The sequence below is a fragment of the Yoonia sp. R78084 genome, from assembly GCF_044595625.1.
Taxonomy (GTDB): Bacteria; Pseudomonadota; Alphaproteobacteria; order Rhodobacterales; family Rhodobacteraceae; genus Yoonia.
Genome location: NZ_CP138993.1, coordinates 165366 through 188978 on the forward strand (window position 1 = coordinate 165366; position 23613 = coordinate 188978).

A 23613-nucleotide genomic window follows, 5' to 3' on the forward strand; every position below is an offset into this window, starting at 1 on the left:
GGCGCATAAATCAGGGTTGGTCTTTGCCTGTGATCTGCTATGTGCGAAGCCTAGTTTTGGACAAGGATCTCGGGCTTGGATCATTTTCTTTATCGTGATGGCGCGCTCTATGCAGAAGATGTGCCTGTTTCGGAAATCGCGGCGGCTGTTGGTACGCCGTTCTACGTGTATTCAACAGCCACGCTGAAACGGCATTTCCAGCTTTTTGATGAGGCTCTGGCCTGGGGTGACCACCTCGTCTGCTTTGCAATGAAATCGCTGTCCAATCAGGCTGTCATCAAGCTTTTGGGCAATGCTGGCGCTGGTATGGATGTGGTGTCGGGCGGGGAATACCTGCGCGCGAAAGCCGCGGGTGTGCCTGGGGATCGCATCGTATTTTCCGGTGTGGGTAAAACCGCTGATGAAATGCGCCTTGCGCTTGAGGGGGGCATCCGCCAGTTCAACGTCGAAAGCGAACCTGAGATGGTGGTGCTGGATCAGGTGGCACAGTCGCTGGGTGCCGTGGCCCCGATCACGATCCGCGTGAACCCGGATGTTGACGCCAAGACCCACGCCAAGATCGCGACAGGCAAGTCAGAGAATAAATTCGGCATCCCGATCAGCCGCGCCCGCGAGGTTTACGCGATGGCCGCGAAGATGCCGGGCCTGAAGGTGATCGGGATTGACGTGCATATCGGATCACAGCTGACCGAACTGGCGCCGTTCGAGGCAGCCTATAACAAAGTGGCCGAACTGACCGAACAGCTGCGGGCAGACGGCCATGCGATCACCCGCCTTGATCTGGGTGGCGGCCTCGGCATTCCCTATGCGCGGTCGAACGAAGCGCCGCCTTTGCCGACAGATTATGGTGCGCTCATTCAGCGCACCGTCGGCCATCTGGGCTGCGAGATCGAGATCGAACCGGGGCGTCTGATTTCGGGCAATGCAGGCTTGATGGTGTCCAAGGTGATTTATGTGAAATCTGGTGAGGATCGCGATTTCCTGATCCTTGATGGCGCGATGAACGACCTGATCCGTCCGGCAATGTATGATGCTTGGCACGACATTATCCCTGTAAATGAAGCACCTGCGGGCACACCCCCTGCAAAATATGATATCGTGGGGCCGGTCTGTGAAAGCGGTGATACCTTTGCAAAAGGCCGTGAGATGCCCCCGGTAAAAGCCGATGATCTGGTCGCTTTCCGCTCGGCCGGCGCTTACGGTGCGGTAATGGCGTCCGAGTACAATTCCCGTCCGCTGATCCCCGAGGTTCTTGTGGATGGCGATCAATTTGCAGTTATCCGTCCGCGCCCTACCTATGAAGAAATGATCGCACGCGATAACGTTCCGGCATGGCTTGAATGAATCAGAGCCTCCCGCCGCGCGTCACGAGAAAGGGAGAGGCCCGCTGAAAGATCACAACGACCCGATGCGCCACCTGCGCTTTCCGGTTGCCGCCACCCGTTTGGGTATGGTGGCCGAACAGGTTGTGCGTGCGTTCTGGCCGTTCTGGACTTCTGTCTTTCTGATTCTCGCGCCCTTGATGATGGGATGGCAGGATGTGCTGCCGCTTGAGGTGATCTGGGGCGGTGCCGTTGTTGCCGTTATCGCGTTTGTTGCAACATTGGTTTGGGGCATCTGGCGTTTCCGCATGCCATCAGCGGCAGAGGCGCTGCGCCGTGTCGATGCATCCATGCCCGGCAGGCCGATTGCCGCGATCGCGGATACACAGGCGATTGGCAGCGGTGATGCTGCATCAGAGGCCGTCTGGCGTGCACATATCGCGCGCATGGCCGCGCGCACCAAAGAGGCGCGGGCCGTAGAGCCCGATTTGCGTATCTCGGATCGTGATCCGTATGGGTTGCGGTTCATTGCGCTGTTGTTCTTTGTAGCGGCTTTGCTATTCGGCTCATTCCTCCGTGTCGGTACGGTGGGGGATATGGTCACGCGCGGCGAGCAGAATCTGGCGACCGGTCCGGTCTGGGAGGGTTGGGTCGAAGCGCCCGCCTATACCGGCAAACCGTCAATCTATCTGAACGACGTGCCTGCTGGTCCGTTGCGGGTGGCAGTGGGCAGTCAGGTGACGCTGCGGCTTTACGGTGAAGTTGGCGCGCTGACGGTTACCGAGACGGTCTCGGGGCGGGTTGATGACCTTGGCTCGGCGGCTGAGGCGCAGCAGCAGTTCACCGTTGCCCAGTCCGGCACGCTTTCGATCCTTGGCGGCAGGGACACAACATGGGAAATCATTGCCATTGAAGATGCACCGCCGGGCGTAGATCTGACAGGACCGATCGAAGTGGATGCGATGGGCGAACTGTCACAGCCGTTCAGTGCGGTGGATGACTATGGCGTCGAGTTTGGCACAGCCACCTTCAATCTCGATCTGTCGGCGGTCGAGCGCCAGCACGGTCTGACAATTGATCCTGACCCCATTGATCCTTTGGTTTTGGACTTGCCAATGCCTTTCACCGGCGACCGGTCGGACTTTGACGAATTTCTGGTCGATAACCTGAGCGAGCATCCTTTGGCAAACCTGCCGGTCACCCTCACGCTTGAGGTGATTGACGCCGCAGAACAGACCGGAACAACCCCGCCGGAACCGATGATCATGCCTGGGCGGCGGTTCTTTCAGCCTTTTGCCCGTGCCGTGATTGAACAGCGCCGCGACCTGATGTGGTCCAAGGCCAATGCGCGCCGCGTGAACCAGATCTTGCGCGCTGTGTCGCACCGCCCCGAGGGGCTTTTCTCGAATGAGACAACCTATTTGCGCCTGCGGGCCATCATCCGCAGGTTGGATGGTTTTGCTGAAACCGGTCTGACCGACGAAGGCCAGGCAGAGATTGTCGAAGCATTGTGGGATCTGGCGATCCAGTTGGAGGATGGCCGTCTGGCCGATGCCCGCGAACGTCTGCGCCGTGCGCAAGAGCGGCTGGCCGAGGCGATGCGCAATGGTGCCTCGGACGAGGAAATCGCGGAACTGATGCAGGAGTTGCGCGAGGCAACGAATGATTATCTGCGCATGTTGGCCGAAGAATCAGAGCCTTCTGATGGCACCGATCAGGCGGACAGTGGCCAGCAGGGCCAGCAAATGGGCATGGATGAGTTGCAGGCCCTGATGGACCGCATCGAAGAGCTGATGCAAGAGGGGCGCATGGCCGAGGCGCAAGAGCTGATGGAACAGCTCAACCAGATGATGGAAAACATGCGCGTGACCCAAGGCGAGGGTGGCGATGGCCCGCCAAGCCCGGGCGAGCAATCTATGCAAGACCTGTCTGATACGCTGCGCGAGCAGGAGGAACTCTCGGATGATAGTTTCAGCGATCTGCAGGACCAGTTTAACCCGAGCGATCAGGGCCAACAGGGGCAGCAAGGCCAACAGGGCCAGCAGGGTCAGGACGGTCAGGAACCTGGTGCGCAGCCCGGGCAGCAAGGCGATCAGGGCACGGAGCCCAGCCAGGGCGGCCAGCAAGGGGAAGGTCAGGGCGTCGGCGAGAATAGTGAAAGCGGCGAGCAAAGTGGGAGCGGTGCCGGTGGTGAAGGTGATCAGCGCAGCCTTGCCGAGCGTCAGCGTGCGCTGCGCGAAGAATTACAGCGCCAGCGTGAAGGCCTTCCGAACCTAGGTGGTGACGCGGGAGAGCAGGCCCGCCGGTCCCTAGAGCGCGCAGAGGGTGCGATGGAAGGCGCCGAAGAGGCTCTGCGCGATGGTGATCTGGCAGAGGCGATCGACCAGCAGGCCGAAGCGATGGATGCATTGCGCAACGGGATGCGTGAACTGGGGCAGGCGATGGCCGAAAACCAGAACGCAGAGCCCGGGCAGGGTGCAGAACAGGGCGAGGCGAATGGCCGTCCGGCGCCGGGACAGCGTGATCCTTTGGGGCGTGAAATGGGCAACACCGGTCAGCTTGGCACCGACCAGGAGCTTTTGGGTAACGGTGACATCAATCGCCGCGCCGAAGAGTTGCTGGGCGAAATCCGTCGCCGCTCGGCCGAACAGGACAGACCCGAAATTGAACGGGACTACCTGCGGCGCTTGCTGGATCAGTTCTAGATCAGCGACCGGCATTCATCTGAATAAAAGGCGTGGCGTGGCAGGTTACTCTGCCATAAACCCTTCCACCATTTCGCTGAGTGACAGGCGCAGTTGATCGACGGTCATCACATATGATGCCATAAATTCGGTTGTCTGCGGCAGGTTCTCGGTGATTTGATCCGCAAAGACGTAAGGCAGGATCGCGAGGATCATCAAGAGCAGCACCCAGAAGAACCCGCGCCGGAAGCCTTTACGCTCTACGGCTTCGATCTTCTCTGCCTCGGTCAGCCCTGACGCATCATTTGCCTGTGCACGTGCGCGCAGAGTGGCGTTGATCTCGTTGATCGAAGGGACCGTCCGCAGGTGCGCCTCGTCGGCATTCGCTGTGTCGGCCGCCGCAGCGCTGGCTTTTGTTCCGCTGCGGGTACCACCTTCTTCGGCGGTCATCATGGCAATACGCTGGCGGGTTTCGTCTGCTGCGACAGGTGCCGCCGGTTTTGGCGTTTCGGTTGCGGGCGGCTTGGCGACGGGGCTGGGAGGCTTTGCGGCTGCGGCAACTGCGGCTGTTCCAAGGGCCGCCTCTTCGCGCAGGATATTTGCGACAGCATTATCAAGCTGACGGCGCATTGGCTCCGGCGGCGCGGTCGATGTTTTGGTGGCTGGCTCTGGCGTTTGTGCGGTCGGCGGGAATTCCGAAGCAACTTCCGCAACAAAGCTTTGCGCGGATTCTTCGGGCGTTTCCGCAGCAGCTTCGCGCTCAGGCGCTTCTTCTGCGATCGATGTGGGTGCGTCGGCCTCAGGCTCTTCCTGGTTGCTCAGCCTCAGTGGGGTGCGCCCCGGCACGGTTGGTTTTTCGGTCTGGAACCAGGACAGTTGGCAATTCGAACATTGAACATCGCGCCCGCCCGGAGGAATCGCATCATCCGATACCTCGTACTGCGCTTCGCAATTGGGGCAAATGAGCCTCATGTTAAATTCCTTATGCCTGCCCGGTGGTTTAAAGAGCTTATTGTTGTCACCGTCGGTAATTTAGCAACCACTGCGCCAAACGCAAAGGTTTTGCGCATGTAGGTACGCGCAGTCATTGAAACCTGTTGCAGATTTGGGCAGAAGAGCGGTGTAGTGCCAGAGGAAGAACCGTGATCGAATTAGAGAACGTCTCATACGGATATGGTGGTCAGACGCTTTTTTCCCATATATCCCTGACACTTGCGCCTGGTTCATTCCATTTTTTGACAGGACCGTCTGGTGCGGGAAAGACCACCTTGCTGCGTCTTTGCTACGCGGATTTGCGCGCGAACAAAGGCAAAGTCCGCATTTTCGGCCAAGATGCCGGTGCACTGAACCGCGATGAGGTGGCAATGTCCCGCCGGCGCATCGGCGTTGTGCATCAGGACTGCCAGTTTCTGGATCATCTGAGCATTGCCGAGAATATCGCATTGCCTCTGACCGTGTCGGGACGCGCCCATGAGGCCGCCCAGAACCTGCCGGAGCTATTGAATTGGGTCGGTTTGGGGTCGCAGGCCAACCAGCGGCCACCCGAGCTCTCGGGCGGAGAACGCCAGCGTGCGGCACTTGCGCGGGCGGTGATTGTGTCGCCCGATGTGATTATCGCGGATGAGCCGACAGGCAATGTCGATTGGGAGATGTCGCAGCGCTTGCTGAGCCTGCTGATCGAGTTGAACAAGATGGGAAAGACAATCCTGATTGCGACCCATGATCTGGCGATGATCCGCGCGACCAAGTCCGATGTCAGCGCACGGGTGCTGCGTCTGAAGGATGGCCAGCTTGTGCAGGCAGGGGCCGAGCTATGAAGGCCCTGCTGGAATTGATGTTGGGCGATCCGCAGGCCGACCGCGCGGTGCCGCAAACCGGCATGACTGTGCGGTTGACCGTTTTTGTGGCCGCAGTGATGGCCTTTCTTGCGGTGATCACGCTTGCTGTATCTTTGACCACCAATCGCGTGGCAAGCCTCTGGGCCGCTGATCTGGCCCAGTCGGCAACGTTGCGTTTGCCCGCTGATCCTGCCACGGCGGATGCGCTTTTGCTGTCGGCGCTTGATGTGCTGGAAACAACGCCGGGTGTTACCCGTGTGCGGGCCCTGTCACAGGATGAGCAACAGGCCCTGCTGGAACCTTGGTTCGGGCCCGACCTGCCGCTTGATGCGCTGCCTGTGCCACAGTTGATCGAGATCGTCACCGATGGCGACGACTTTGATGTTGAAGGTTTGCGCGCGCGCTTGTCCGCACAGGTGCCTGGCGCGATCCTTGATGACCATACCGCATGGCGCGCGCCGCTGCTGGATGCGGCGGCACGTGTGCGGCTGATCGGTTGGTCGGTGATCGTGCTGATCGGGGCGACTGTCGCGGCGATGATTACGCTGGCTGCGCAAGCCGCATTGGCGGCCAATGCGCGGATCATCGCGGTTTTGCGGTTGGTGGGTGCCAAGGATGCCTATATCGCCCGCGCCTTTGTCCGCCGCTTCACGCTACGGGCCGCCGGAGGCGCGCTTGTGGGGATGCTGATTGGATTGGGCGTTGTGTCCTTGATGCCGCAGGGTGATGCCACACGCAGCCTTCTGCTGGGTGTCGGCTTTGAAGGCGCGGAATGGGTTTGGCCCTTGCTGATCCCTGTTCTGGCTGCAATTGTTGCCTTCTTTGCGACCCGCGCGGCGGCGTTCCGCAGATTGAGGGAGCAAACATGAGCAATGCCGTCCAATGGGTCCGCTCGCTGATCTTCAATATCCAGATGTATGTTGCCATGCTGGTGATTGGGATCATCTATACGCCTGCCGCCATCATGTCCGCGGACGGGGCCGTTGCCGCCTGTCATGCCTATTGCCGCTACATTCGCTGGAGCGCAGGCTGGATGATCGGCCTGAAATGCGAGATCAGGGGTGAACCCCCGAGCGATGAGGTCATGGTCGCCCCCAAGCACCAGTCTTTTCTGGATGTGCTCATGATCTATGGCGCGATGCCGCGCGGCAAATTCATTTTCAAGGCCATCCTGAAATACGCACCGATCATCGGCCAATTCGGTCTGCGGATCGGGTGTATTCCTGTCGACCGCGGCAAACGTGGTGTGGCGATCAAGCAGATGGTGGCCGACGTGCAGGCTGGCCGTGCGCGCGCCGGTCAGCTGATTATCTATCCCCAAGGGACGCGTATCGCCCCGGGGATGAAAGCACCGTATAAAATCGGAACCGGTGCGCTCTACCGTGAACTGGGCCAACCTGTGGTGCCTGTGGCGACCAATGTTGGCGTGTTCTGGCCCAAGCGTGGGGTCATGCGCAAACAGGGAACGGCGGTCTTTGAATTCCTGCCGCGCATTGAACCGGGGTTGGAGGTGGCTGAATTCATGCGCCGCCTTGAGGGCGAGATCGAGACAGCCTCGGACCGGCTGAATAAAGAAGCCGGATTTGATGGCTGATCATGTCGTCACGGATGTAGCCGCACTTGAGGCGCTCTATGGCACACCCGGCAAGGCCTCGCTCATCAAGGTCGCCCCAAAGCTGACCCCGCTTTATCGCAAGTGGATCATGGCATCGCGTTTGTGCATTGTTTCAACCATCGGGCCGGAGGGCACGGACGGCAGCCCCCGTGGCGATGATGGCCCGGTCGTGCAGGAGTTGGACGCAGGGACGCTACTGTTGCCCGACTGGCGCGGCAACAACCGGATAGATACGCTCCGCAATATCGTGGCGGACGGGCGGATCAGTCTGTTGTTCATTGTTCCCGGTTCAAACAATGTGATCCGCGTGAATGGCACCGCGATCGTGTCGGTTGATCCGGCGTTGATTGGCCGGTTTGCTGAAAAGGGTCGCCAGCCGCGCAGTGTGATCGTGATCACTGTGGCCGAGGTCTATAGCCAATGCGCGCGGGCCCTGATGCGTGCGCGTCTGTGGACAGCGGATGATGAGAGTGCGGGTTTGCCAAGCGTTGGCGATCTACTGGCCGAGCAGGAAGCCGGTTTTGACGGTGCGGATTATGATGCCGGCTGGTCCGCACGTGCCGCGGATACCATGTGGTAGTCAGCGCAATCTAAGATTGCTGTTGCGGCCCAAGCCTCTGCGCAGGCACCAGGCGATCACCGCAAGACTGACGATCAACCAAAGGCCGCCCCACATCATCGTGGTGCCGCCGAATTCCTCTGCCAGCATCCGCGCATCAGAGCGCAGGCTTGCGCGGGCAATCGTATCGCTGAAAATGTCATAGGGCACGTAGATCATGCTGGTCAGACCGATGACACGTAGCGCCAGATCATTGGCGTTGTGGCCCATAAACCGCGCCATCAGCAGCATGACAGCCCCCATACCGACACAGAACGCCAGCGCGAACACGTCGCGGACATAAAGGCCTGCGATGACCAGCGTGACCACGCCGCAAAGTGCCATCACCTTCCGGTCCGCCGCTGTGCGCGTTGCAGCCAGCAAAAGGGCAACGCCAATGATCAATGACCCCAGATATCCCGCCGATAACGTGATGAACCGGTTGCCGCCTCTGCTGATTACCAGACCGCCCTGGTCAGGCGACACCGAGAGGCTGACGACATCGCCGCCTGTCAGGAGTGTTGCAATCGCGTGTGATGCCTCGTGAAAAAAGACGATCAGCACTTTCAGAGGGACCACAGCCGGCGTTTGCCACAGCGCAAAGACCGCAGCGGTCAGCGCCAGAAGCTGCCAATGTCCGCGCAGCAAAGCCACTTATGCAGCAAGACCCTTTGCACCCAAGGCGAGGTATTTGTTGCGGCGATCTGCGCGGAGTTTATCGCCCGACAGACCACGCAATTCGTTCAGCATGGTTACAAGCGCCTCACCTACAGCCGCAATCGCCTCGTCACGGTGGCGATGCGCGCCGCCCGAAGGTTCGGGGATGATACGGTCACAGACGCCCAACTCGTGCAGGTCTTCGGACGTCAAGCGGAGCGCCTCGGCCGCTTCACGCATTTTTTCGGCATCTTTCCAGAGGATTGACGCACAGCCTTCGGGGCTGATGACCGAGTAGATCGAATGCTGCAACATCGCGACACGGTTGGCCGAGGCAAATGCGACCGCACCGCCAGAGCCGCCTTCGCCAATCACGACGCTGATCAGCGGAACTTTCAGTTCCAGACATTTCTCGGTTGAGCGTGCAATCGCCTCGGACTGGCCGCGCTCTTCGGCCCCTTTGCCGGGATAGGCGCCGGGGGTATCAACCAGTGTAATGACAGGCAGGCCGAAACGGTCTGCCAAGGACATCAGACGGATCGCCTTGCGGTATCCTTCGGGGCGGGCCATGCCAAAATTACGTTCGATGCGTGATTTGGTGTCGTTGCCTTTTTCATGGCCGATCACCATGACAGGAATGCCGTTGAGACGCGCCAGACCGCCCATCACGGACAGGTCGTCGGCAAAATTGCGGTCACCGGCGAGCGGGGTGTATTCGGTGAAAAGCGCCTCGATATAGTCTTTGCAATGCGGCCGCTCGGGGTGACGTGCGACTTGACATTTCCGCCATGGTGTCAGGTCTGCGTAAAGGGATTTCAGCAGGTCACTGGCCTTTTTATCAAGCGCAGAGGCCTCTTTCTGAATGTCCATCTCGGGATTTTCGCGGGCCATCGCGCGCAGCTCTTCGGCTTTGCCTTCAATCTCTGCGAGGGGTTTTTCAAAATCGAGGTATTGCGTCATGAAATCCAAGCCTTTTGCATGCGGTCATCGTTATATGGCGCATGGGTGGGCCGAGTGCAACGGCAGTGGTGCGGGGGCGGCGACCTTGGTGTGTTGTCGTGCTAGCCCGCGATCATCTCGGACTGGCGCACGATCACCTCGGCCTGTTTGATCGACGCGATATCGACAAGGCGGCCTTTATAGACGGTCGCGCCTTCGCCGCGTGCTTTGGCGTCTTCCATCGCGGCAAGGATCTCGCGGGCCTCGGCCACGGCTTCGTCCGACGGCGTAAACACCTCATTGGCCAATGCGATCTGTTTGGGGTGGATCGCCCATTTGCCGACCATGCCAAGCGTAGCCGAGCGCCGCGCCTGTGCGCGGTAGCCATCGTCATCGCTGAAATCACCGAATGGCCCATCGACGGGCAACACACCATGTGTGCGGCACGCCGCGACGATGGCCGTCTGCGCCCAGTGCCAAGGGTCAGAGTAGTGCCGTGTATCGCCATGCAGCATGTAATAGTTTTCTTGCGTCCCGCCGATGCCGGTTGTCTGCATGCCCATGGAGGCCGCAAAGTCCGCGGCACCAAGGCTCATTGCCGCCAAGCGCGGGGAACTGGCGGCAATCTCTTCGACGTGGGCGATGCCTGCGGCGGATTCGATGATCACCTCAAAGCTGATCCGCTTGGCGCGTCCCTTTGCTGCCTCGATTGCGGTGACCAACGCATCGACAGCGTAAACATCAGCAGCACAGCCGACCTTCGGGATCATGATCTGGTCAAGCCGGTCGCCCGCCTGTTCCAGCACATCGACGACGTCTTTGTACCAGTAAGGCGTATCAAGGCCATTGATCCGCACGGAGAGGTATTTTGTGTTCCAGTCGACCTCGTTGATGGCCTTGATCACATTGGCCCGCGCTGCGTCCTTGTCCGAGGGCGACACGCTGTCCTCAAGGTCAAGGTTGATCACATCCGCCGCACTTGCCGCCATCTTTTCGAAGAGCTTGGTGTTCGAGCCGGGGCCAAACAACTGGCAGCGGTTCGGACGTGCGGGCGGTGTGGGTTGCAGGCGGAATGACATGGCGGATCCTTGACGAATGAATATTACCTAAAGGTTACCCTGTTCGGTATATTATTGCGCAGCGGCTCACAAGGGCAATTTGCAGGCGCAGCAAGTCATGCTGCGCCCGCAAAATTCCGAACGGCGTCTATACGCCCGCCGCCACGATTGCGCGTGCCAGCACAGGCACGGTCTCAGCGTTCAAACCGGCGATATTCATGCGGCTGTCACTGACCATGTAGATGCCGTGATCCGCGCGCAGTTTCTCGACCACTTCGGGTGTCGTGCCAAGACGGCTGAACATGCCGCGGTGGTGCGCGAGGAAGTCAAAGCGGTCGCTGTTGGTCAGGCGCTTGAGCTCATCGGCCAACTGCTGACGCAGGGCGAGCATCCCGTTGCGGGTCTCTTCCAGTTCGGCTTCCCATTCAGCGCGCAGCGCAGGGTCTTTCAGGATCGTCGTAACCACCCGGGCGCCATGATCGGGCGGAAAGGAATAGTTCTGGCGGTTCAGGAAGGACAGGTTCTGCTGCGTCAGGGCCTGCTGATCGGCGTCTTTGGTGACCGCCATCAAAATGCCTGTCCTTTCGCGGTAGATGCCGAAATTCTTTGAACAACTTGCCGCAATCAGGCAGTTCTCAAAGCTGCTGGCAATCTGGCGCGTGGCCTTTGCATCATCGGCAAGCCCGTCGCCGAAACCCTGATAGGCAATGTCGACGAAAGGCACGGCACCTTTCTTGCGCATCAGGCCGATGACTTGCTCCATCTGGCCATAGGTGAGGTTCGCGCCAGTGGGGTTGTGACAGCAGCCGTGCAGAAGAACGACGTCACCTTCCGCCACCTTCTCAAGGTCCGCGATCATGCCGTCGAAATCAACACCACGCGTGTCATTGTCGAAATAGCGGTATTCGGCCATTTTCATGCCAAGGTATTTGATAATCGACGGGTGGTTTGGCCACGTGGGGTTGGACAGCCAGACCGTGGCCTTCGGCGCGGCAAGGCGGATCAGTTCAAGCGCCTGACGAATAGCACCGGTGCCGCCGGGGGTTGCAATGGCCGCAACGCGTTCGTTCGGCACACTATCGCCCAGCACCAGATCCTTCATCACTGCGCTGAATTCCGGGTCCCCTGCGAGCCCGGTATAGGCTTTGGTGGTCTGATCCGCGACAATGCGCCGCTCGGCCTCTTTTACGGCACGCATGACAGGGGTGTTGCCTGTCGCGTCCTTGTAGACGCCGACGCCAAGATCGACCTTGTCGGCGCGTGGGTCTGCTTTGTAGGTGGCCATCAGGGCCAGAATTTTGTCAGCGGGTTGGGCGGAAAGGTTTTCCAGCATCAGTTTGCTCCGGTCGCAATTGGAAGGTCGGCGTACATGCCCCATTCGGACCATGACCCGTCGTAAAGCGCATGATCGGTTTTACCGATCCGTTCAAGCGCAAGTGAAAGGATCGCTGCGGTTACGCCTGACCCACAGGTCGTGATTGCAGGTTTTGCCAGATCCACGCCAGCGGCCTCAAAAACGGCGCGCAGGGCTGCGGGCGGTTTCATCGTGCCATCTGCGTTAAGCAGATCCTGATAAAAGACATTCTGCGAGCCCGGAATATGCCCCGAGCGCATCCCTTCGCGCGGTTCGGGCTGTGTGCCCTGAAACCGTCCGGGGGGGCGCGCGTCGATGATGCTGTGATCACCAAGCTTGGCAGCCCGCGCAACCTCGGTCACATCGCGGACGCGGAACCCTTCGTACTTCACGGTCATATGCCGGTCACGGATCGTGGGCCCGGCTGTTGTGGTCCTATGGCCATCCGCAATCCATTTGGGCAAACCGCCGTCCAGAACGGCGATGTTCTTTTGGCCCATCAGGCGGAACAACCACCAGACGCGTGCGGCAGAAAACACGCCCATCCCGTCATAGACAACCACCTGATGGCCATCACCCACGCCCATCGCCCGCATCCGCGACATGAACTTCTCGACAGGCGGGGCCATGTGCGGCAGCTCCGAGCGGGCGTCGCTGATCTCATCAATATCAAAGAAACGCGCGCCCGGGATATGCCCGGCCGCATACTCGGCCTTCGGGTCGCGTCCGGCATCGGGCAGATACCATGAGGCATCAAAAATCCGCAGATCAGGATCCTTGATATGCGCCGCCAGCCATCCGGTGCTGACAAGCGTTTTGGGATCGTCAGTAATGGCCGATGTCATCGCGCACCCCTTATTCACAAGTCATAAAGGGCCTACCGCGCAGCGCCGCGCAAGACAAGCCACCAGATAAGCACCATCTAAGTTATTATTGGTCCGAAAGTATCCCCGCCGGAGGCATCCTGCCGGTGCAATCCGGCACGTGGGGATCAATCGCCGTGGCGCAGTAACCGCTGCTTCTGGCGGCCCCAGTCGCGCTTGGCTTCGGTTTGGCGCTTGTCGTGATTCTTCTTACCCTTGGCGGTTGCGATCTTGAGCTTTACCAGACCGCGATCGTTGAAATACATCACCAGCGGTACAAGCGTCATGCCTTCGCGCTTGGTGGCGTTCCACAAGCGGGCCAATTCACGCTTGCTCACCAAGAGCTTGCGCTTGCGCCGCTCCTCATGGGTAAACATCGCGCGCTCATAGGGTGCGATATAAGCGTTGGTCAGCCACAGTTCGCCATCATCGACGCTGGCGTAGCTGTCGGCGATATTGGACTGGCCTGTGCGCAGGGATTTCACCTCGGAACCGGTCAGGATAATCCCGACCTCGAGATCATCCTCGATGGCATAGTCATAGCGTGCACGCCGGTTGTCCGCGATGACTTTGTAGTTTTTGTTTTCGGGTTTCTTGGCCATAGTTGGGCACAAATAGGCGATGGCGCGCTGTGGCACAAGGTGTGCCGATGGTCTGCCCCTGCAGGAGAGTGAAGATGTTTGTTCAGATCGCCATTGGAAGCACGCTGCTTGTGTTTTCGATCATGACAGCAGCAATCACTTTTTGGGTGCTGGAAAGACGGCTGGGCCGTTTGCGGCCCTGGCTGGTCAGGGCGCCCCATGCGCCGAAACTGATGCTTGTTCTGTGTGTGACGGCGCTATGGGTCCTGTTGCAGATGACGATCGCAGTCTGGACTTGGGCCTTTACGTTCATGGCCTTGGGCGTTTTTGACGCGCTGGAAACCTCGGTATATTTCGCGCTGGTGGCTTTCACGACCCTCGGGTTCGGTGACATCCTCTTGCCGGTTGAATGGCGCTTGCTTGGCGGTATGGCTGCGTTGAACGGCCTGCTGAACATCGGACTTGTGACTGCGGCGATGGTCGAGACGCTGCGCCAGTTGCGCCTGCAACAAATCGCGATACAGGATCGTGACACATGACGGTTCCGGTGTTGCGCAATCGGGCCGCCCGCCATCTTTTTCTGGCGCGGCACGGCTTGCATGACCGGCCTTCGGGTGCGGGGAAAGGAGTCGATCTGAGGGGGGTGATCAACCACCTTGGCTTTGTGCAGCTCGATAGCGTCAACACATTTGCCCGCGCCCATGACCTCATCCTGTGGTCACGTCGTCAGCAATACCGTCCCCGCGCGCTGCAACATCTGCTGCACCGTGACAGGCAGTTGTTCGAGCATTGGACCCATGATGCCGCCATCATTCCGATTGAAAGCTTTGCCCATTGGCGTCTGCGCTTTGCCCGTGATGAGGCGCGTCTGGCCAGCCGATGGCAAGACCAGCGCCGCGATGATTTTCACAGCAAGATCGACGCGGTCCTGCGCCGGATATCCGATCACGGGGCCTGCACCTCGGGTCAGGTGGGCGAGGGCGAAAGCCGTGGTTCAGGCGGCTGGTGGGACTGGCATCCCTCCAAGACGGCACTTGAATATCTGTGGCGCTCGGGCCAGATTTCCGTGCTGCGCCGCGACGGTTTTACCAAGGTCTATGATCTGACCGAACGGGTGATTCCGGCCGAACACCTCAACCGCCGCCATCATCCGGACGAGACCATCGACTGGTGCTGTTCCGGCGCACTCGACCGGCTCGGTTTTGCCACCAGCGGCGAATTGGCCGCGTTCTGGGATCACGTGAGCCCCGGTGAGGCAAAGGATTGGTGTGCGACTGCTTTGGCCGAGGGCCGCGTGATCGAGATTGATGTCGAAAGCGTGGATGGTAAATTGCGCCGGTCCTTTGCGTGGCCCGATGTGATGGACAGCCTGCCGTCAGCACCGGTCCCGCGGGTGCGTATTCTGTCACCCTTCGATCCGGCACTGCGAGACCGCAAAAGGGCAGAGCGGCTTTTCGGGTTTTTCTACCGGATCGAGATCTTCGTACCCGCCCCGCAGCGCAAATATGGCTATTACGTCTTTCCCGTAATCGAGGGCGACCGCATCATTGGCCGCATTGATATGAAGCGGGAAGGCAGTGTTCTTGCAGTCCGGGCGTTCTGGCCCGAGCCGGGTGTCCGTATGGGTGCGGGGCGCATTGCGGCGCTGCGCAAAGAACTCGCACGGGCTGCGGATTTTGGTGGCTGTGACGATATCGCCCTTACAGAGGATTGGATGCGGGTAAAATAAATTATTGAACAACGTTCATAAATGATGTATCCCGATTGCGAAGCATAGTCAGGAGACGTCATGTATTACGTTGCCCAAACAGACCAACTGGTCGCCGACGGTGTCATCAACCCCGCGCAGGCAGATGAGATCAAATCGCGGGCGCGGTCAGCGATGATCGCGCTTTGCGTCAACAGCCTGCTGATCGCGGGTATTCTGGCAGCGACGCTGGGATTGGTGTTTCTCTTGGCAAGTGCTGCGAGCGTGGCTGTCTGCGGCGGTCTTTTCCTAGGTGCCGGTTTGTTGATCCTGCGCAAAGGTGCGGCTCTTTACCGGATGTTCGGCAATGCCAGTGCGTTGATCGGGGCGGGGATGCTGATTTCCGGTACGGCATTTGAATTGATCGATAAGATACCAGACCGTGCGGGCATATTGCTTGCACTCATTGGGGCCGTGCTGGCGGCGCTGTTCTTCTGGCGCTTCAGGGCAGGGTTGGTCCAACTGCGCTTTGCCTATGGTGCTGTGCTGGTGATGGCCGCCGCACTGCATGTGGTCGGTGTCTACGGTGCCGCCGATCAATTTGCGCTTTCTGGCTGGCCGATGCCGTTGATCCATTTTTACGTCTTTGCGGCCATCGCGGCGCTGGGCCTGACACTGGATATACGCTTTGTCACCGCGCTGGCGATCATTCCTTTTGGACAAATGTCGGACACCGGAACCTACTATTTCACGGCAGCCTACGTGTTTTATTCGCCGGAAACGACGCTCAGCATTTTGCAAATGGGCCTGCTGATCGGGACCTGTTTATGGGCCATCAGTCGCGGCGATGCAAAAATGGGGCGGCAAGCGGGTGTCTTGATGATCATGGCGTTCATCGTGGCCAACCTGTGTTTTCTGGTCGGCAGCATCTGGGGCGATATTGTGGGTGAAAGCCTTTGGGGGCCGGTTTACAGTGACTTTGCTGGCGATTGGCAGGCCTATGACGCTGCACGCGATGCCTACCGCACGCAAGCGTTCGAGATCAGCGAAGGCGTTTATGCGATCGTCTGGGCACTGTTGCTTGGCGCACTCATTATCTGGGCTGCAATGTCCAACCGTCGGGGGATGTTCAATGCAGCCATGACCTTTGCAGGCATCCACGCCTATACGCAGATGTTTGAAAGCTTCTATGACGAACCATTGGCCTATGTGATCGGCGGGCTGGCCGCGATCCCCTTGGCCTTTGGCCTGTGGCGGTTGAACAATGCGTGGTTCAAGCCGCTGTCACCTGCCAGCACGCAGTAGGGTGGGTAAAACCCACCTTACAGCAATCCCGCATGTTCCATCGCCGCACGCATTTTCGCCTTGGTCTCATCCGTCAACCCAACCAGCGGCAAACGCACCTCGTCACTGCACATGCCCAGTAAGGACATCCCGTATTTTGCACCCGCCACACCGGGTTCGGTGAAAATGGCTTCGTGCAGTGGCATCAGTTGGTCCAACTGTGTCAGCGCCTTGGCATAATCGCCCGCGAGCGTGCTTTCCTGAAACGCTGCACAGAGCGCAGGGGCGACGTTCGCTGTCACCGAAATGCACCCGACTCCGCCATGGGCGTTGAACCCGAGCGCTGTCGCGTCCTCACCCGAAAGCTGCACGAAATCCGGTCCACAGGTCATCCGTTGCTTGGGCACACGTGACAGATCACCGGTGGCGTCTTTGACGCCGATGATCATCTCGTGTTTGGCCAGCGCACCCATCGTTGCGGGTGTCATATCGACCACGGACCGACCGGGAATATTGTAGATCACGATCGGCAGCCCGCAATCGGCGGCTGCCTCGAAATGCGCGATCAGACCGGCTTGCGTGGGCTTGTTGTAATAAGGCGTCACAACAAGCGCTGCATCTGCGCCCGCCTTTTTCGCGGCTTGCACCAGACGGACCGTCTCAATCGTGTTGTTTGACCCTGCGCCGGCGATCACGGGGATATGTCCGGCAGCCTCGGCAATCACTATTTCCACGACCATATCATGTTCTGCATGGGTCAGGGTCGGGCTCTCGCCTGTGGTCCCGACGGGCACCAAACCATGGCTGCCCTGATCCACATGCCAGTTCACAAGTTTTTTCAGCGTATCCACATCGACTTTGCCGTTTGTAAACGGCGTGACGAGGGCGGGGAGTGATCCCTTGAACATGGCACGCTTCCTTCTTGCTGGCAGCCAACATTGACTGCGGTAAAATCGCGCGGACACTAGGCGCAGAAGGAAAATCCTACAAGCCCTTCGTTTCGGCGCATAGCCCGTGGGGATTTGCGCCCATTGCCGCGTTTGTGAGTTGTTATTGCTGCATCACAGGCTAATTTCCCGTCAAAAGGGGTACGCAGTGAACTTCCACAAATTCATCATTCTAGGCCTTGTTTGCACGGTTATCTCCGGTCCCGTGCAGACGCAGTCGGTTGATGCCCGAAGCATTGCGGCGATTGATGCCGCGCAAAGTGATTGGGACGTGGCTACGCAGATCGCGCAAGGCGTTGGACCCGTTACGCAGGACACACTGATGTGGCTGCGCCTGCGGACAGGGGATGCACCCTTTGCCATCTACCGGGATTTCTTGAACCGCCGCGCAGACTGGCCGGGGCTGGATCGTTTGCGCGCCGAAGCAGAGCTGATGATCGACGAGAGCATTGCGCCTGCACAGGTCATTGCCTGGTTCGCAGGAGAGGTGCCGCAAACCGGCGAAGGTGCGGTGCGTCTGGCGCAGGCCCATCTGGCGCTGGGGCAGACCGAGGCTGCGCGCGATGTCCTGCGCAATACGTGGATTACACAGCGTCTGACCGAAGACGGGCAGGATATCATGGTGGCGGTGTTCGGTGCGGAACTCAGCCCGTTCCATGCCGCCCGTGTCGATGCCCTTTTGTGGCGGTCGCGTGCCGAGGATGCCACGCGCATGTTGCCGCTTTTATCTGCGGATCAGGCGGCACTTGCAGCGGCGCGCATTGGCTATATTACACGCGCCGACGATCTGGCTGCGCGTGTGGCCGCCGTTCCCGCAGCTTTGCGGCAGGATCCGGGCCTTGCTTACGACCGCTATTCCTGGCTTGCCGGCCGCGGTGAACGGACCGATGCCGTCCAGATGCTGTTGGAACGTTCCACCAGTGCCGCCGCCCTGGGCGAGCCGTTTCGCTGGTCGGGCTGGCGCCGTGTGCTGGCGCGCTGGGAAATGCGCGAAGGACGTGCCGAACAGGCCTATCAGCTCGCTTCGCGCCATTACCTGACCGAGGGCGAATCCTACGCCGATCTGGAGTGGCTGGCAGGGTATCTGTCGCTCACCTATCTGGGCGATCCGGCGCGGGCGTTGACACATTTCCAGAACGGCTTGCGTGCCTCAAGCAGCCCGATTTCGCTGGGGCGGATGCATTACTGGATCGGCCGCACCCATGTCGTGAAAGGCAATGTGGATCTGGCGGCCGACGCCTATAGCGCGGGTGCTGCCCATCAGACGAGCTTTTATGGTTTGTTGGCGTCCGAAAAGGTGGGGCGTGCGCTGGATCCGTTCCTTGCCGGAACGCAAGTCGATTGGCGCAATGCGCCTGTCTTTGATGATGACATTGTGCAGGCGGCGTTGATCCTGCTTGCGGGCGGTGAACGTGGTGCGGCTTTCACCTTTTTTGCCGAGCTTGGCAGGACGCTCAGTGCGTCCGAAATCGCGACTTTGGGCGCTTATCTGACCGAGATTGACGAGCCTTTCTATACGCTGCTGCTGGGTAAAGCTGCCGTCGAGCGGGGCATTCTGATCCCGTCGGTCTATTACCCTATACATGACATGGCGGCGCTGGACCTTCCGGCAGCGCCTGCCTTGGCCTTGTCAATCGCGCGGCGCGAAAGTGAGTTTAACGAAACCATCGGCAGTCCCGTCGGGGCATTGGGTCTGATGCAGGTCATGCCTGCCACGGCAGAAGAGGTGTCAGGCAACCTCGGGATACCCTATTCGCGCGGGCGGCTCACGAATGACTGGCAGTATAATGCGACCTTAGGGACGCATTACCTAGCCTATCTGGAAGAAGAGTTCGGGCCCAGCCCTGTCATGATTGCGGCAGGTTATAATGCCGGCCCCAGCCGTCCGCGCCAGTGGATTGACGAACGCGGCGATCCGCGGCTGCTGGAAATGGATGTCGTCGACTGGATCGAACACATTCCGTTTCGGGAAACCCGCAATTATGTGATGCGCGTCACCGAGAGCATTCCCGTCTATCAGGCCCGGCTGACGGGTCAGACCGGCCCCGTGCGTTTCACCGAACTGCTCATCGGGAAAAAGCCGCTCTTGCGCCCGCGCGCGCGGCCAGAACCTGTTGCCAGCGACGCGGCCTCTGATACTGTCCGCCCCGTTGCGCGGCCCTAAGCGACCTTTTTCGCCCGCCAGAGTGTAAACAGCCCTGCAGCGACGACGATCGCCGCACCGATCGCCACGTTGGGCCGCAGGGTTTCGCCCAAAAGGAAGATCCCGATCGCGCTGGCGAAAACCAGTTGCAGATAGGCGAAGGGCTGGACCTCGCTGGCCTCGGCGACCTCGTAGGTTTTGATCAAAAGCCAATGACCGCCCGCGCCTGTCACACAAAGTGCTGCCATCCAGCGCCAGTCTGCGGCGCTCATGGGTTCCCAGAACCAGACCCCTGCCACGGTCATGACCACGGCACCGGCGGTGCCGGTCCAGAAGAAAGACGTGGCCGTTGTGTCTTTGCGCGCCGCATAACGTGTCAGCAGACCGTAGAGCGCAAACATGAAAGCCGCCGCCAGCGGGATCACAGCGGCAGGGGCAAAGACCGCGTAGCCGGGTTGGAGGATAACGAGGACACCGACGAAACCGATGCCGATGGCGGTCCAGCGGCGCCAGCCCACCTGTTCCCCCAGTACCGGACCTGAAAGGGCTGCGATCAGCAGGGGATAACAGGCAAAGACAGCGTGGCTTTCCACCAGTCCCAGCAGGACAAAGCCGCTGACCATCACGCAGATTTCAAGCGCCAGCAACGTGCCGCGTGTGATTTGCAGGAGCGGTTGCTTGGTTGCGGCGGCCGCACGGATGGATCCTGATTGCTTGGTCGCGATGCTGATCACGAAGGCGGCAAAGAACCAGTAACGGATCATTACGATCATCATGACGTTGTATTCCCCTGCCAGATGCCGCGAAATTCCGTCTTGCACGGCAAAGACAAAGGTCGTGGCAATCATTAGCATGATGCCAAGGCGGGGGTTATTTTGCATCAGGCATCCTTGCGCGGGTCATATGGCGTTTGCGCCCGAAACCCGCAACGCGGGTGACCTCAAAGCCCGCGCCGGACAAGGCCTGTCGCACAGCGCCCGCCGCAGAATAGGTCGCCGCCGTGCCGCCTCTTTTGGTGTGGGTGCCGACGGCTGCCAGCAACGTGGGTTCCCAGAGTTCGGGGTTCTTGGCGGGGGAAAATCCGTCAAGGAACCATGCATTCGCCTGTTTGTCCCATGCAGGAAGCGTTTCGCGTGCGTCGCCGGTGATAACCTCGAGCATCGGGCCGTTGGGCAGTTGAATTGCACCGCTCTGCGGTTTCCATGCCGCTAGCAGCGCCTTTGCATAAGGCGCCAGTTCCGCGAAATGTCCGAGCGCCGCTGCCATATCGTCCGCAGCCATGGGAAAGGCCTCGAACGACGTAAAAGACAGCGTGCCGGGTTGTCCGGCCTTGTCCCATGCCGCCCATGTCACCAGCAGGTTCAGGCCGGTGCCAAACCCCAATTCGGCAACCTGAAAGTTTCCACCGAAACGCGCGGGCAGGTCGTTGCCAGCCAGAAAGACATGTTGGGTCTCCGCCACGCCATTGTCGAGGGAATAATAGGGGTCATCGAAGGCCTGCGCGATGGGCACGCCATCCCGCCATTCTATCCGTGCTCTCTGGTCTGTCATCGGCCCTTGCCTTACCACTGCACACATCTTTGAGCGGAAGGACAACGAATGGCAACGGCTGATATCACGGTAATGGGAGCGGGTGTTTTCGGACTGTCCGTCGCCTATGCCTGCGCGCGGCGCGGCGCGGTCGTGCGCGTGATTGATCCGCATGGCGTGGCGGCGGGGGCAAGTGGCGGATTGGTCGGGGCCCTCGCGCCGCATGTGCCGGAAAACTGGAATGACAAAAAGGCGTTTCAGTTCGAAAGCCTGATCATGGCCGAGGCGTTTTGGGCTGACGTCGCGGCCCTGAGCGGTCAAAACGTGGGCTATGCGCGGTCAGGGCGTCTGCAACCTTTGGCGGACGCGCGTGCGGTCGATCTGGCACAGGCCCGCGCGGAAAGTGCAGCGACGCTCTGGCAAGGCAAGGCGTCCTGGGATGTGATCCCAGTCACAGATGCGCCGTGGATGCCGCCATCACCAAGCGGCATGGTGGTGCATGATACGTTGTCAGCGCTGATCCACCCCCGCCGTGCGACCTGTGCTTTGGCTGATGCTGTAGTGGCGCTGGGCGGTGAGGTTCTGGCCAACGGGCGCGTTGAGGGCAAGGTGGTCTGGGCAACCGGATGGCGTGGCATGCAAGAGATCGGAGGGAACGGTGTGAAAGGGCAGGCGGCACTGCTAGATTTCAACGCGGCAGGCCAGCCGCAGCTTTTTGCCGATGCGCTGCATATCATCCCGCATGGTGATGGCACGGTGGCGATTGGCTCCACATCCGAGCGGGAATTCGATGATCCGCACTGCACGGATGACGCGCTTGAGGATGTGCTGGCGCGTGCCTATGCCGCCTTTCCGGCGCTAGAGAGTGCGCCGGTGCTGGAACGCTGGGCGGGCGTGCGTCCGCGCAGCAAAAGCCGTGCGCCAGTGTTGGGCGTGCACCCTGAGCGGACTGGAGAATTCATCGCCAATGGCGGTTTCAAGATCGGCTTTGGCATGGCCCCCAAGGTGGGCGCGGTGATGGCCGATCTGATCTTGGACGGGGACGACCAGATCCCCGACGGTTTTCGTGCCTAAACAGCGGGCGCTTTGGCGAAGGGCAGATGGCCTGTCTTGATCCAGAATTTCGCACCGTCTTTGCCGCCTGTGACCTGCATCGCCTGCCCATCGGGGATGCGTAGCCAAGCGCCTTTGGTGAGGGTGTCCGAGCCTTCGGTCGCGTCGCCCTCGATCATCAGCAGTTCGGCACCACCTTCGGGCGTTTCTGCAAAGACCGCTTCGGGGGCCAATGCAATGAAACGGACGGTTTCCTGCGCGTCCTCGTGCAAGACTTGCGCACTTACGCCGCCGCCCAGATCGGCAAGCTCTGTCCCCATCTCTTTGCGAAACTGGGTGCGGTCGTCGAGGTCGAATTGCCACAGCTTGACGAAGATCGTGCAGCCCTCCTCTGCCCCCGGCGTGTGCGATGTGGTCGGCGGGTTGCGCACGTAAGTCCCTGCGGGATAGTCGCCGTGTTCATCCTGAAATACGCCGTCAAGCACGATGAATTCCTCACCGCCGGTGTGGGTATGGGCGGAAAACTTGCTCTGCGGTGCATAGCGCACAATCGAGGTCGCGCGCGCGACCTCATCCCCGATCCGGTCGAGCATGCGGCGATCAACACCCGGCATGGGGGATGCTTTCCACGGGATATCCTGGGTGTGCAGCAAGACGCGCTTGGTGAAATCAGCGTTGAGTTCCATGGGGTCTCCTTACAATGGGGTGATCGTGATTCCGGCGTCGGTCAGATGCTGGCGGATGCCGCGTGCCATCTCGACCGCGCCCGGCGTGTCACCATGCAGGCAGATCGTGTCGATCTGGCAGGGGATGTGTTTGCCGCTCTCAGCGATGATCGCACCTGCCTCAAGCATGCGCAGGATACGCGGTGCGGCAGTGGCGGCGTCATGCAGGACAGCTCCGGGCAGGCTGCGGTCGACCAATGTCGCGTCGTCATTATAGGCGCGGTCGGCGAAAATTTCACCGGCCCAGTTGCAGCCCAGATCGCGCACGACATCCTCCATCGCGGTGGCGGCCAGCACCATGATGACGATATCGGGGTCCACGTCGAGGGCTGCGCTGTAGCAGGCCTTGGCCAATGCAGGATCAACAGAGGCCATGTTGGACAGCGCCCCGTGCAGTTTCAGATGGCGCACTTTACCACCGGCGCGCCGCGCCATGGCTTGGGCCGCACCCAGTTGATAGGCCACTGCATTTGCCATCTCGCCATGCGGCAGCGGCAGTTTGCGCCGCCCGAAGCCTTTGAGGTCGGCAAAGCCCGGATGGGCGCCGATGCCAACACCATTGGCCACCGCGAGGCGCATGGTCTTGTCCATCACGTCAGGGTCGCCTGCATGAAACCCGCAGGCGATATTGGCTGAGGACACGATATCCAGCAGGGCTGCATCATCGCCCATGCGCCAATCGCCAAAGCCTTCGCCCATGTCGGAATTGAGATCGACGGTGCGTGTCATGTCTTT

23 protein-coding genes are annotated in these 23613 nt (G+C 60.0%); 11 read left to right on the plus strand and 12 right to left on the minus strand.

Translation table 11 applies throughout. From position 1 onward, the window contains the following. The first annotated feature begins 75 nt into the window (after positions 1-75). Both lysA and SJY29_RS00920 read left to right on the plus strand, forming a co-directional pair. Positions 76-1344, plus strand: a complete 1269-nt coding sequence (gene lysA / locus SJY29_RS00915) for a diaminopimelate decarboxylase (RefSeq protein WP_400085720.1) — start codon at positions 76-78, stop codon at positions 1342-1344. Positions 1345-1408: 64 nt separating this feature from the next. Then, positions 1409-4027 (plus strand): TIGR02302 family protein, encoded by a 2619-nt coding sequence (locus tag SJY29_RS00920; protein ID WP_400085723.1) that lies wholly within the window; start codon positions 1409-1411, stop codon positions 4025-4027. Positions 4028-4072: 45 nt separating this feature from the next. On the opposite strand, the gene SJY29_RS00925 is transcribed toward SJY29_RS00920, so the two are convergent. Then, a complete protein-coding gene (locus tag SJY29_RS00925) occupies positions 4073-4978 on the minus strand; it encodes a zinc-ribbon domain-containing protein (protein ID WP_400085725.1) in 906 nt (301 codons plus the stop codon). 170 nt (positions 4979-5148) lie between these two features. On the opposite strand from SJY29_RS00925, the gene SJY29_RS00930 reads away from it, so the two are divergent. From SJY29_RS00930 to SJY29_RS00945, 4 genes are read left to right on the plus strand one after another with little or no spacing between them, the layout of a single operon-like run. Next, positions 5149-5823: a cell division ATP-binding protein FtsE gene (locus SJY29_RS00930; protein ID WP_400085728.1), complete on the plus strand. Its 675-nt coding sequence runs from the start codon at positions 5149-5151 to the stop codon at positions 5821-5823. Continuing rightward, complete coding sequence (locus tag SJY29_RS00935; protein ID WP_400085731.1) at positions 5820-6713, plus strand: cell division protein FtsX; 894 nt, start codon at positions 5820-5822, stop codon at positions 6711-6713. The genes SJY29_RS00930 and SJY29_RS00935 overlap by 4 nt, the downstream gene beginning before the upstream one ends. Beyond that, positions 6710-7438 (plus strand): lysophospholipid acyltransferase family protein, encoded by a 729-nt coding sequence (locus SJY29_RS00940; RefSeq protein WP_400085734.1) that lies wholly within the window; start codon positions 6710-6712, stop codon positions 7436-7438. The genes SJY29_RS00935 and SJY29_RS00940 overlap by 4 nt, the downstream gene beginning before the upstream one ends. Beyond that, entirely contained in the window at positions 7431-8039 is a 609-nt protein-coding gene (locus SJY29_RS00945; protein ID WP_400085737.1) for a pyridoxamine 5'-phosphate oxidase family protein, read from the plus strand. Before SJY29_RS00940 ends, SJY29_RS00945 begins: the two co-directional genes overlap by 8 nt. Here the strand turns inward: SJY29_RS00945 and SJY29_RS00950 are convergent, their stop codons facing one another. The 6 genes from SJY29_RS00950 to smpB all read right to left on the minus strand — a co-directional run bounded on the left by SJY29_RS00950 (position 8040) and on the right by smpB (position 13530). After that, positions 8040-8711 carry a M50 family metallopeptidase gene (locus tag SJY29_RS00950; RefSeq protein ID WP_400085739.1) on the minus strand — a complete coding sequence of 224 codons (672 nt, stop codon included), beginning with the start codon at positions 8709-8711 and terminating at the stop codon, positions 8040-8042. It abuts the gene before it with no gap. Beyond that, a complete protein-coding gene (locus tag SJY29_RS00955) occupies positions 8712-9674 on the minus strand; it encodes an acetyl-CoA carboxylase carboxyltransferase subunit alpha (RefSeq protein ID WP_400085742.1) in 963 nt (320 codons plus the stop codon). A 101-nt stretch (positions 9675-9775) separates the two neighbouring features. Beyond that, positions 9776-10732 carry an L-malyl-CoA/beta-methylmalyl-CoA lyase gene (locus tag SJY29_RS00960; RefSeq protein ID WP_400085745.1) on the minus strand — a complete coding sequence of 319 codons (957 nt, stop codon included), beginning with the start codon at positions 10730-10732 and terminating at the stop codon, positions 9776-9778. A gap of 127 nt (positions 10733-10859) precedes the next feature. After that, positions 10860-12044, minus strand: a complete 1185-nt coding sequence (locus SJY29_RS00965) for an aromatic amino acid transaminase (protein ID WP_400085748.1) — start codon at positions 12042-12044, stop codon at positions 10860-10862. Further along, entirely contained in the window at positions 12044-12910 is an 867-nt protein-coding gene (gene sseA, locus SJY29_RS00970) for a 3-mercaptopyruvate sulfurtransferase (protein WP_400085750.1), read from the minus strand. Before sseA ends, SJY29_RS00965 begins: the two co-directional genes overlap by 1 nt. 146 nt (positions 12911-13056) lie before the next feature. Further along, positions 13057-13530, minus strand: coding sequence for an SsrA-binding protein SmpB (gene smpB / locus SJY29_RS00975; RefSeq protein ID WP_055686848.1), 474 nt, complete (start codon positions 13528-13530; stop codon positions 13057-13059). A gap of 74 nt (positions 13531-13604) precedes the next feature. On the opposite strand from smpB, the gene SJY29_RS00980 reads away from it, so the two are divergent. Genes SJY29_RS00980 through SJY29_RS00990 form a run of 3 tightly spaced genes read left to right on the plus strand, consistent with a single transcriptional unit; the run spans position 13605 to position 16501 of the window. Beyond that, a complete protein-coding gene (locus SJY29_RS00980) occupies positions 13605-14048 on the plus strand; it encodes an ion channel (RefSeq protein WP_076659471.1) in 444 nt (147 codons plus the stop codon). Further along, complete coding sequence (locus tag SJY29_RS00985; RefSeq protein ID WP_400085752.1) at positions 14045-15238, plus strand: winged helix-turn-helix domain-containing protein; 1194 nt, start codon at positions 14045-14047, stop codon at positions 15236-15238. The genes SJY29_RS00980 and SJY29_RS00985 overlap by 4 nt, the downstream gene beginning before the upstream one ends. A 60-nt stretch (positions 15239-15298) precedes the next feature. Continuing rightward, the gene (locus SJY29_RS00990; RefSeq protein ID WP_400085753.1) at positions 15299-16501 is read left to right on the plus strand and encodes a hypothetical protein; all 1203 of its coding nucleotides are present in this window, start codon (positions 15299-15301) and stop codon (positions 16499-16501) included. A 17-nt stretch (positions 16502-16518) separates the two neighbouring features. Here the strand turns inward: SJY29_RS00990 and dapA are convergent, their stop codons facing one another. Then, positions 16519-17388, minus strand: a complete 870-nt coding sequence (gene dapA / locus SJY29_RS00995) for a 4-hydroxy-tetrahydrodipicolinate synthase (RefSeq protein WP_400085755.1) — start codon at positions 17386-17388, stop codon at positions 16519-16521. 187 nt (positions 17389-17575) lie between these two features. Here dapA and SJY29_RS01000 point away from each other — a divergent pair, with 187 nt between their 5' ends. Continuing rightward, positions 17576-19591: a lytic transglycosylase domain-containing protein gene (locus SJY29_RS01000; RefSeq protein ID WP_400085757.1), complete on the plus strand. Its 2016-nt coding sequence runs from the start codon at positions 17576-17578 to the stop codon at positions 19589-19591. Here the strand turns inward: SJY29_RS01000 and SJY29_RS01005 are convergent. Continuing rightward, positions 19588-20451: a DMT family transporter gene (locus SJY29_RS01005; protein ID WP_400085759.1), complete on the minus strand. Its 864-nt coding sequence runs from the start codon at positions 20449-20451 to the stop codon at positions 19588-19590. The genes SJY29_RS01000 and SJY29_RS01005 overlap by 4 nt on opposite strands. After that, positions 20441-21121: a tRNA (5-methylaminomethyl-2-thiouridine)(34)-methyltransferase MnmD gene (gene mnmD, locus SJY29_RS01010; RefSeq protein WP_400085760.1), complete on the minus strand. Its 681-nt coding sequence runs from the start codon at positions 21119-21121 to the stop codon at positions 20441-20443. Before mnmD ends, SJY29_RS01005 begins: the two co-directional genes overlap by 11 nt. Positions 21122-21169: 48 nt before the next feature. Here mnmD and SJY29_RS01015 point away from each other — a divergent pair, with 48 nt between their 5' ends. Continuing rightward, a complete protein-coding gene (locus SJY29_RS01015) occupies positions 21170-22174 on the plus strand; it encodes an NAD(P)/FAD-dependent oxidoreductase (RefSeq protein ID WP_400085762.1) in 1005 nt (334 codons plus the stop codon). Here the strand turns inward: SJY29_RS01015 and SJY29_RS01020 are convergent. Both SJY29_RS01020 and SJY29_RS01025 read right to left on the minus strand, forming a co-directional pair. Beyond that, complete coding sequence (locus SJY29_RS01020) at positions 22171-22839, minus strand: cupin domain-containing protein (protein WP_400085763.1); 669 nt, start codon at positions 22837-22839, stop codon at positions 22171-22173. The genes SJY29_RS01015 and SJY29_RS01020 overlap by 4 nt on opposite strands. A gap of 9 nt (positions 22840-22848) precedes the next feature. Then, entirely contained in the window at positions 22849-23607 is a 759-nt protein-coding gene (locus SJY29_RS01025) for a LamB/YcsF family protein (RefSeq protein ID WP_400085765.1), read from the minus strand. Positions 23608-23613 lie beyond the last annotated feature (6 nt).

Coding starts and splice junctions, on each gene's coding strand:
- SJY29_RS00955 (WP_400085742.1), bottom strand. CDS start 9,674: ATGACGCAATACCTCGATTTTGAAAAACCCCTCGCAGAGATTGAAGGC.
- SJY29_RS00945 (WP_400085737.1), top strand. CDS start 7,431: ATGGCTGATCATGTCGTCACGGATGTAGCCGCACTTGAGGCGCTCTAT.
- SJY29_RS01005 (WP_400085759.1), bottom strand. CDS start 20,451: ATGCAAAATAACCCCCGCCTTGGCATCATGCTAATGATTGCCACGACC.
- SJY29_RS00935 (WP_400085731.1), top strand. CDS start 5,820: ATGAAGGCCCTGCTGGAATTGATGTTGGGCGATCCGCAGGCCGACCGC.
- dapA (WP_400085755.1), bottom strand. CDS start 17,388: ATGTTCAAGGGATCACTCCCCGCCCTCGTCACGCCGTTTACAAACGGC.
- SJY29_RS00920 (WP_400085723.1), top strand. CDS start 1,409: ATGCGCCACCTGCGCTTTCCGGTTGCCGCCACCCGTTTGGGTATGGTG.
- SJY29_RS01015 (WP_400085762.1), top strand. CDS start 21,170: ATGGCAACGGCTGATATCACGGTAATGGGAGCGGGTGTTTTCGGACTG.
- sseA (WP_400085750.1), bottom strand. CDS start 12,910: ATGACATCGGCCATTACTGACGATCCCAAAACGCTTGTCAGCACCGGA.
- SJY29_RS00985 (WP_400085752.1), top strand. CDS start 14,045: ATGACGGTTCCGGTGTTGCGCAATCGGGCCGCCCGCCATCTTTTTCTG.
- SJY29_RS00940 (WP_400085734.1), top strand. CDS start 6,710: ATGAGCAATGCCGTCCAATGGGTCCGCTCGCTGATCTTCAATATCCAG.
- SJY29_RS00990 (WP_400085753.1), top strand. CDS start 15,299: ATGTATTACGTTGCCCAAACAGACCAACTGGTCGCCGACGGTGTCATC.
- SJY29_RS00980 (WP_076659471.1), top strand. CDS start 13,605: ATGTTTGTTCAGATCGCCATTGGAAGCACGCTGCTTGTGTTTTCGATC.
- SJY29_RS01020 (WP_400085763.1), bottom strand. CDS start 22,839: ATGGAACTCAACGCTGATTTCACCAAGCGCGTCTTGCTGCACACCCAG.
- smpB (WP_055686848.1), bottom strand. CDS start 13,530: ATGGCCAAGAAACCCGAAAACAAAAACTACAAAGTCATCGCGGACAAC.
- mnmD (WP_400085760.1), bottom strand. CDS start 21,121: ATGACAGACCAGAGAGCACGGATAGAATGGCGGGATGGCGTGCCCATC.
- SJY29_RS00925 (WP_400085725.1), bottom strand. CDS start 4,978: ATGAGGCTCATTTGCCCCAATTGCGAAGCGCAGTACGAGGTATCGGAT.
- SJY29_RS00960 (WP_400085745.1), bottom strand. CDS start 10,732: ATGTCATTCCGCCTGCAACCCACACCGCCCGCACGTCCGAACCGCTGC.
- SJY29_RS00965 (WP_400085748.1), bottom strand. CDS start 12,044: ATGCTGGAAAACCTTTCCGCCCAACCCGCTGACAAAATTCTGGCCCTG.
- SJY29_RS01025 (WP_400085765.1), bottom strand. CDS start 23,607: ATGACACGCACCGTCGATCTCAATTCCGACATGGGCGAAGGCTTTGGC.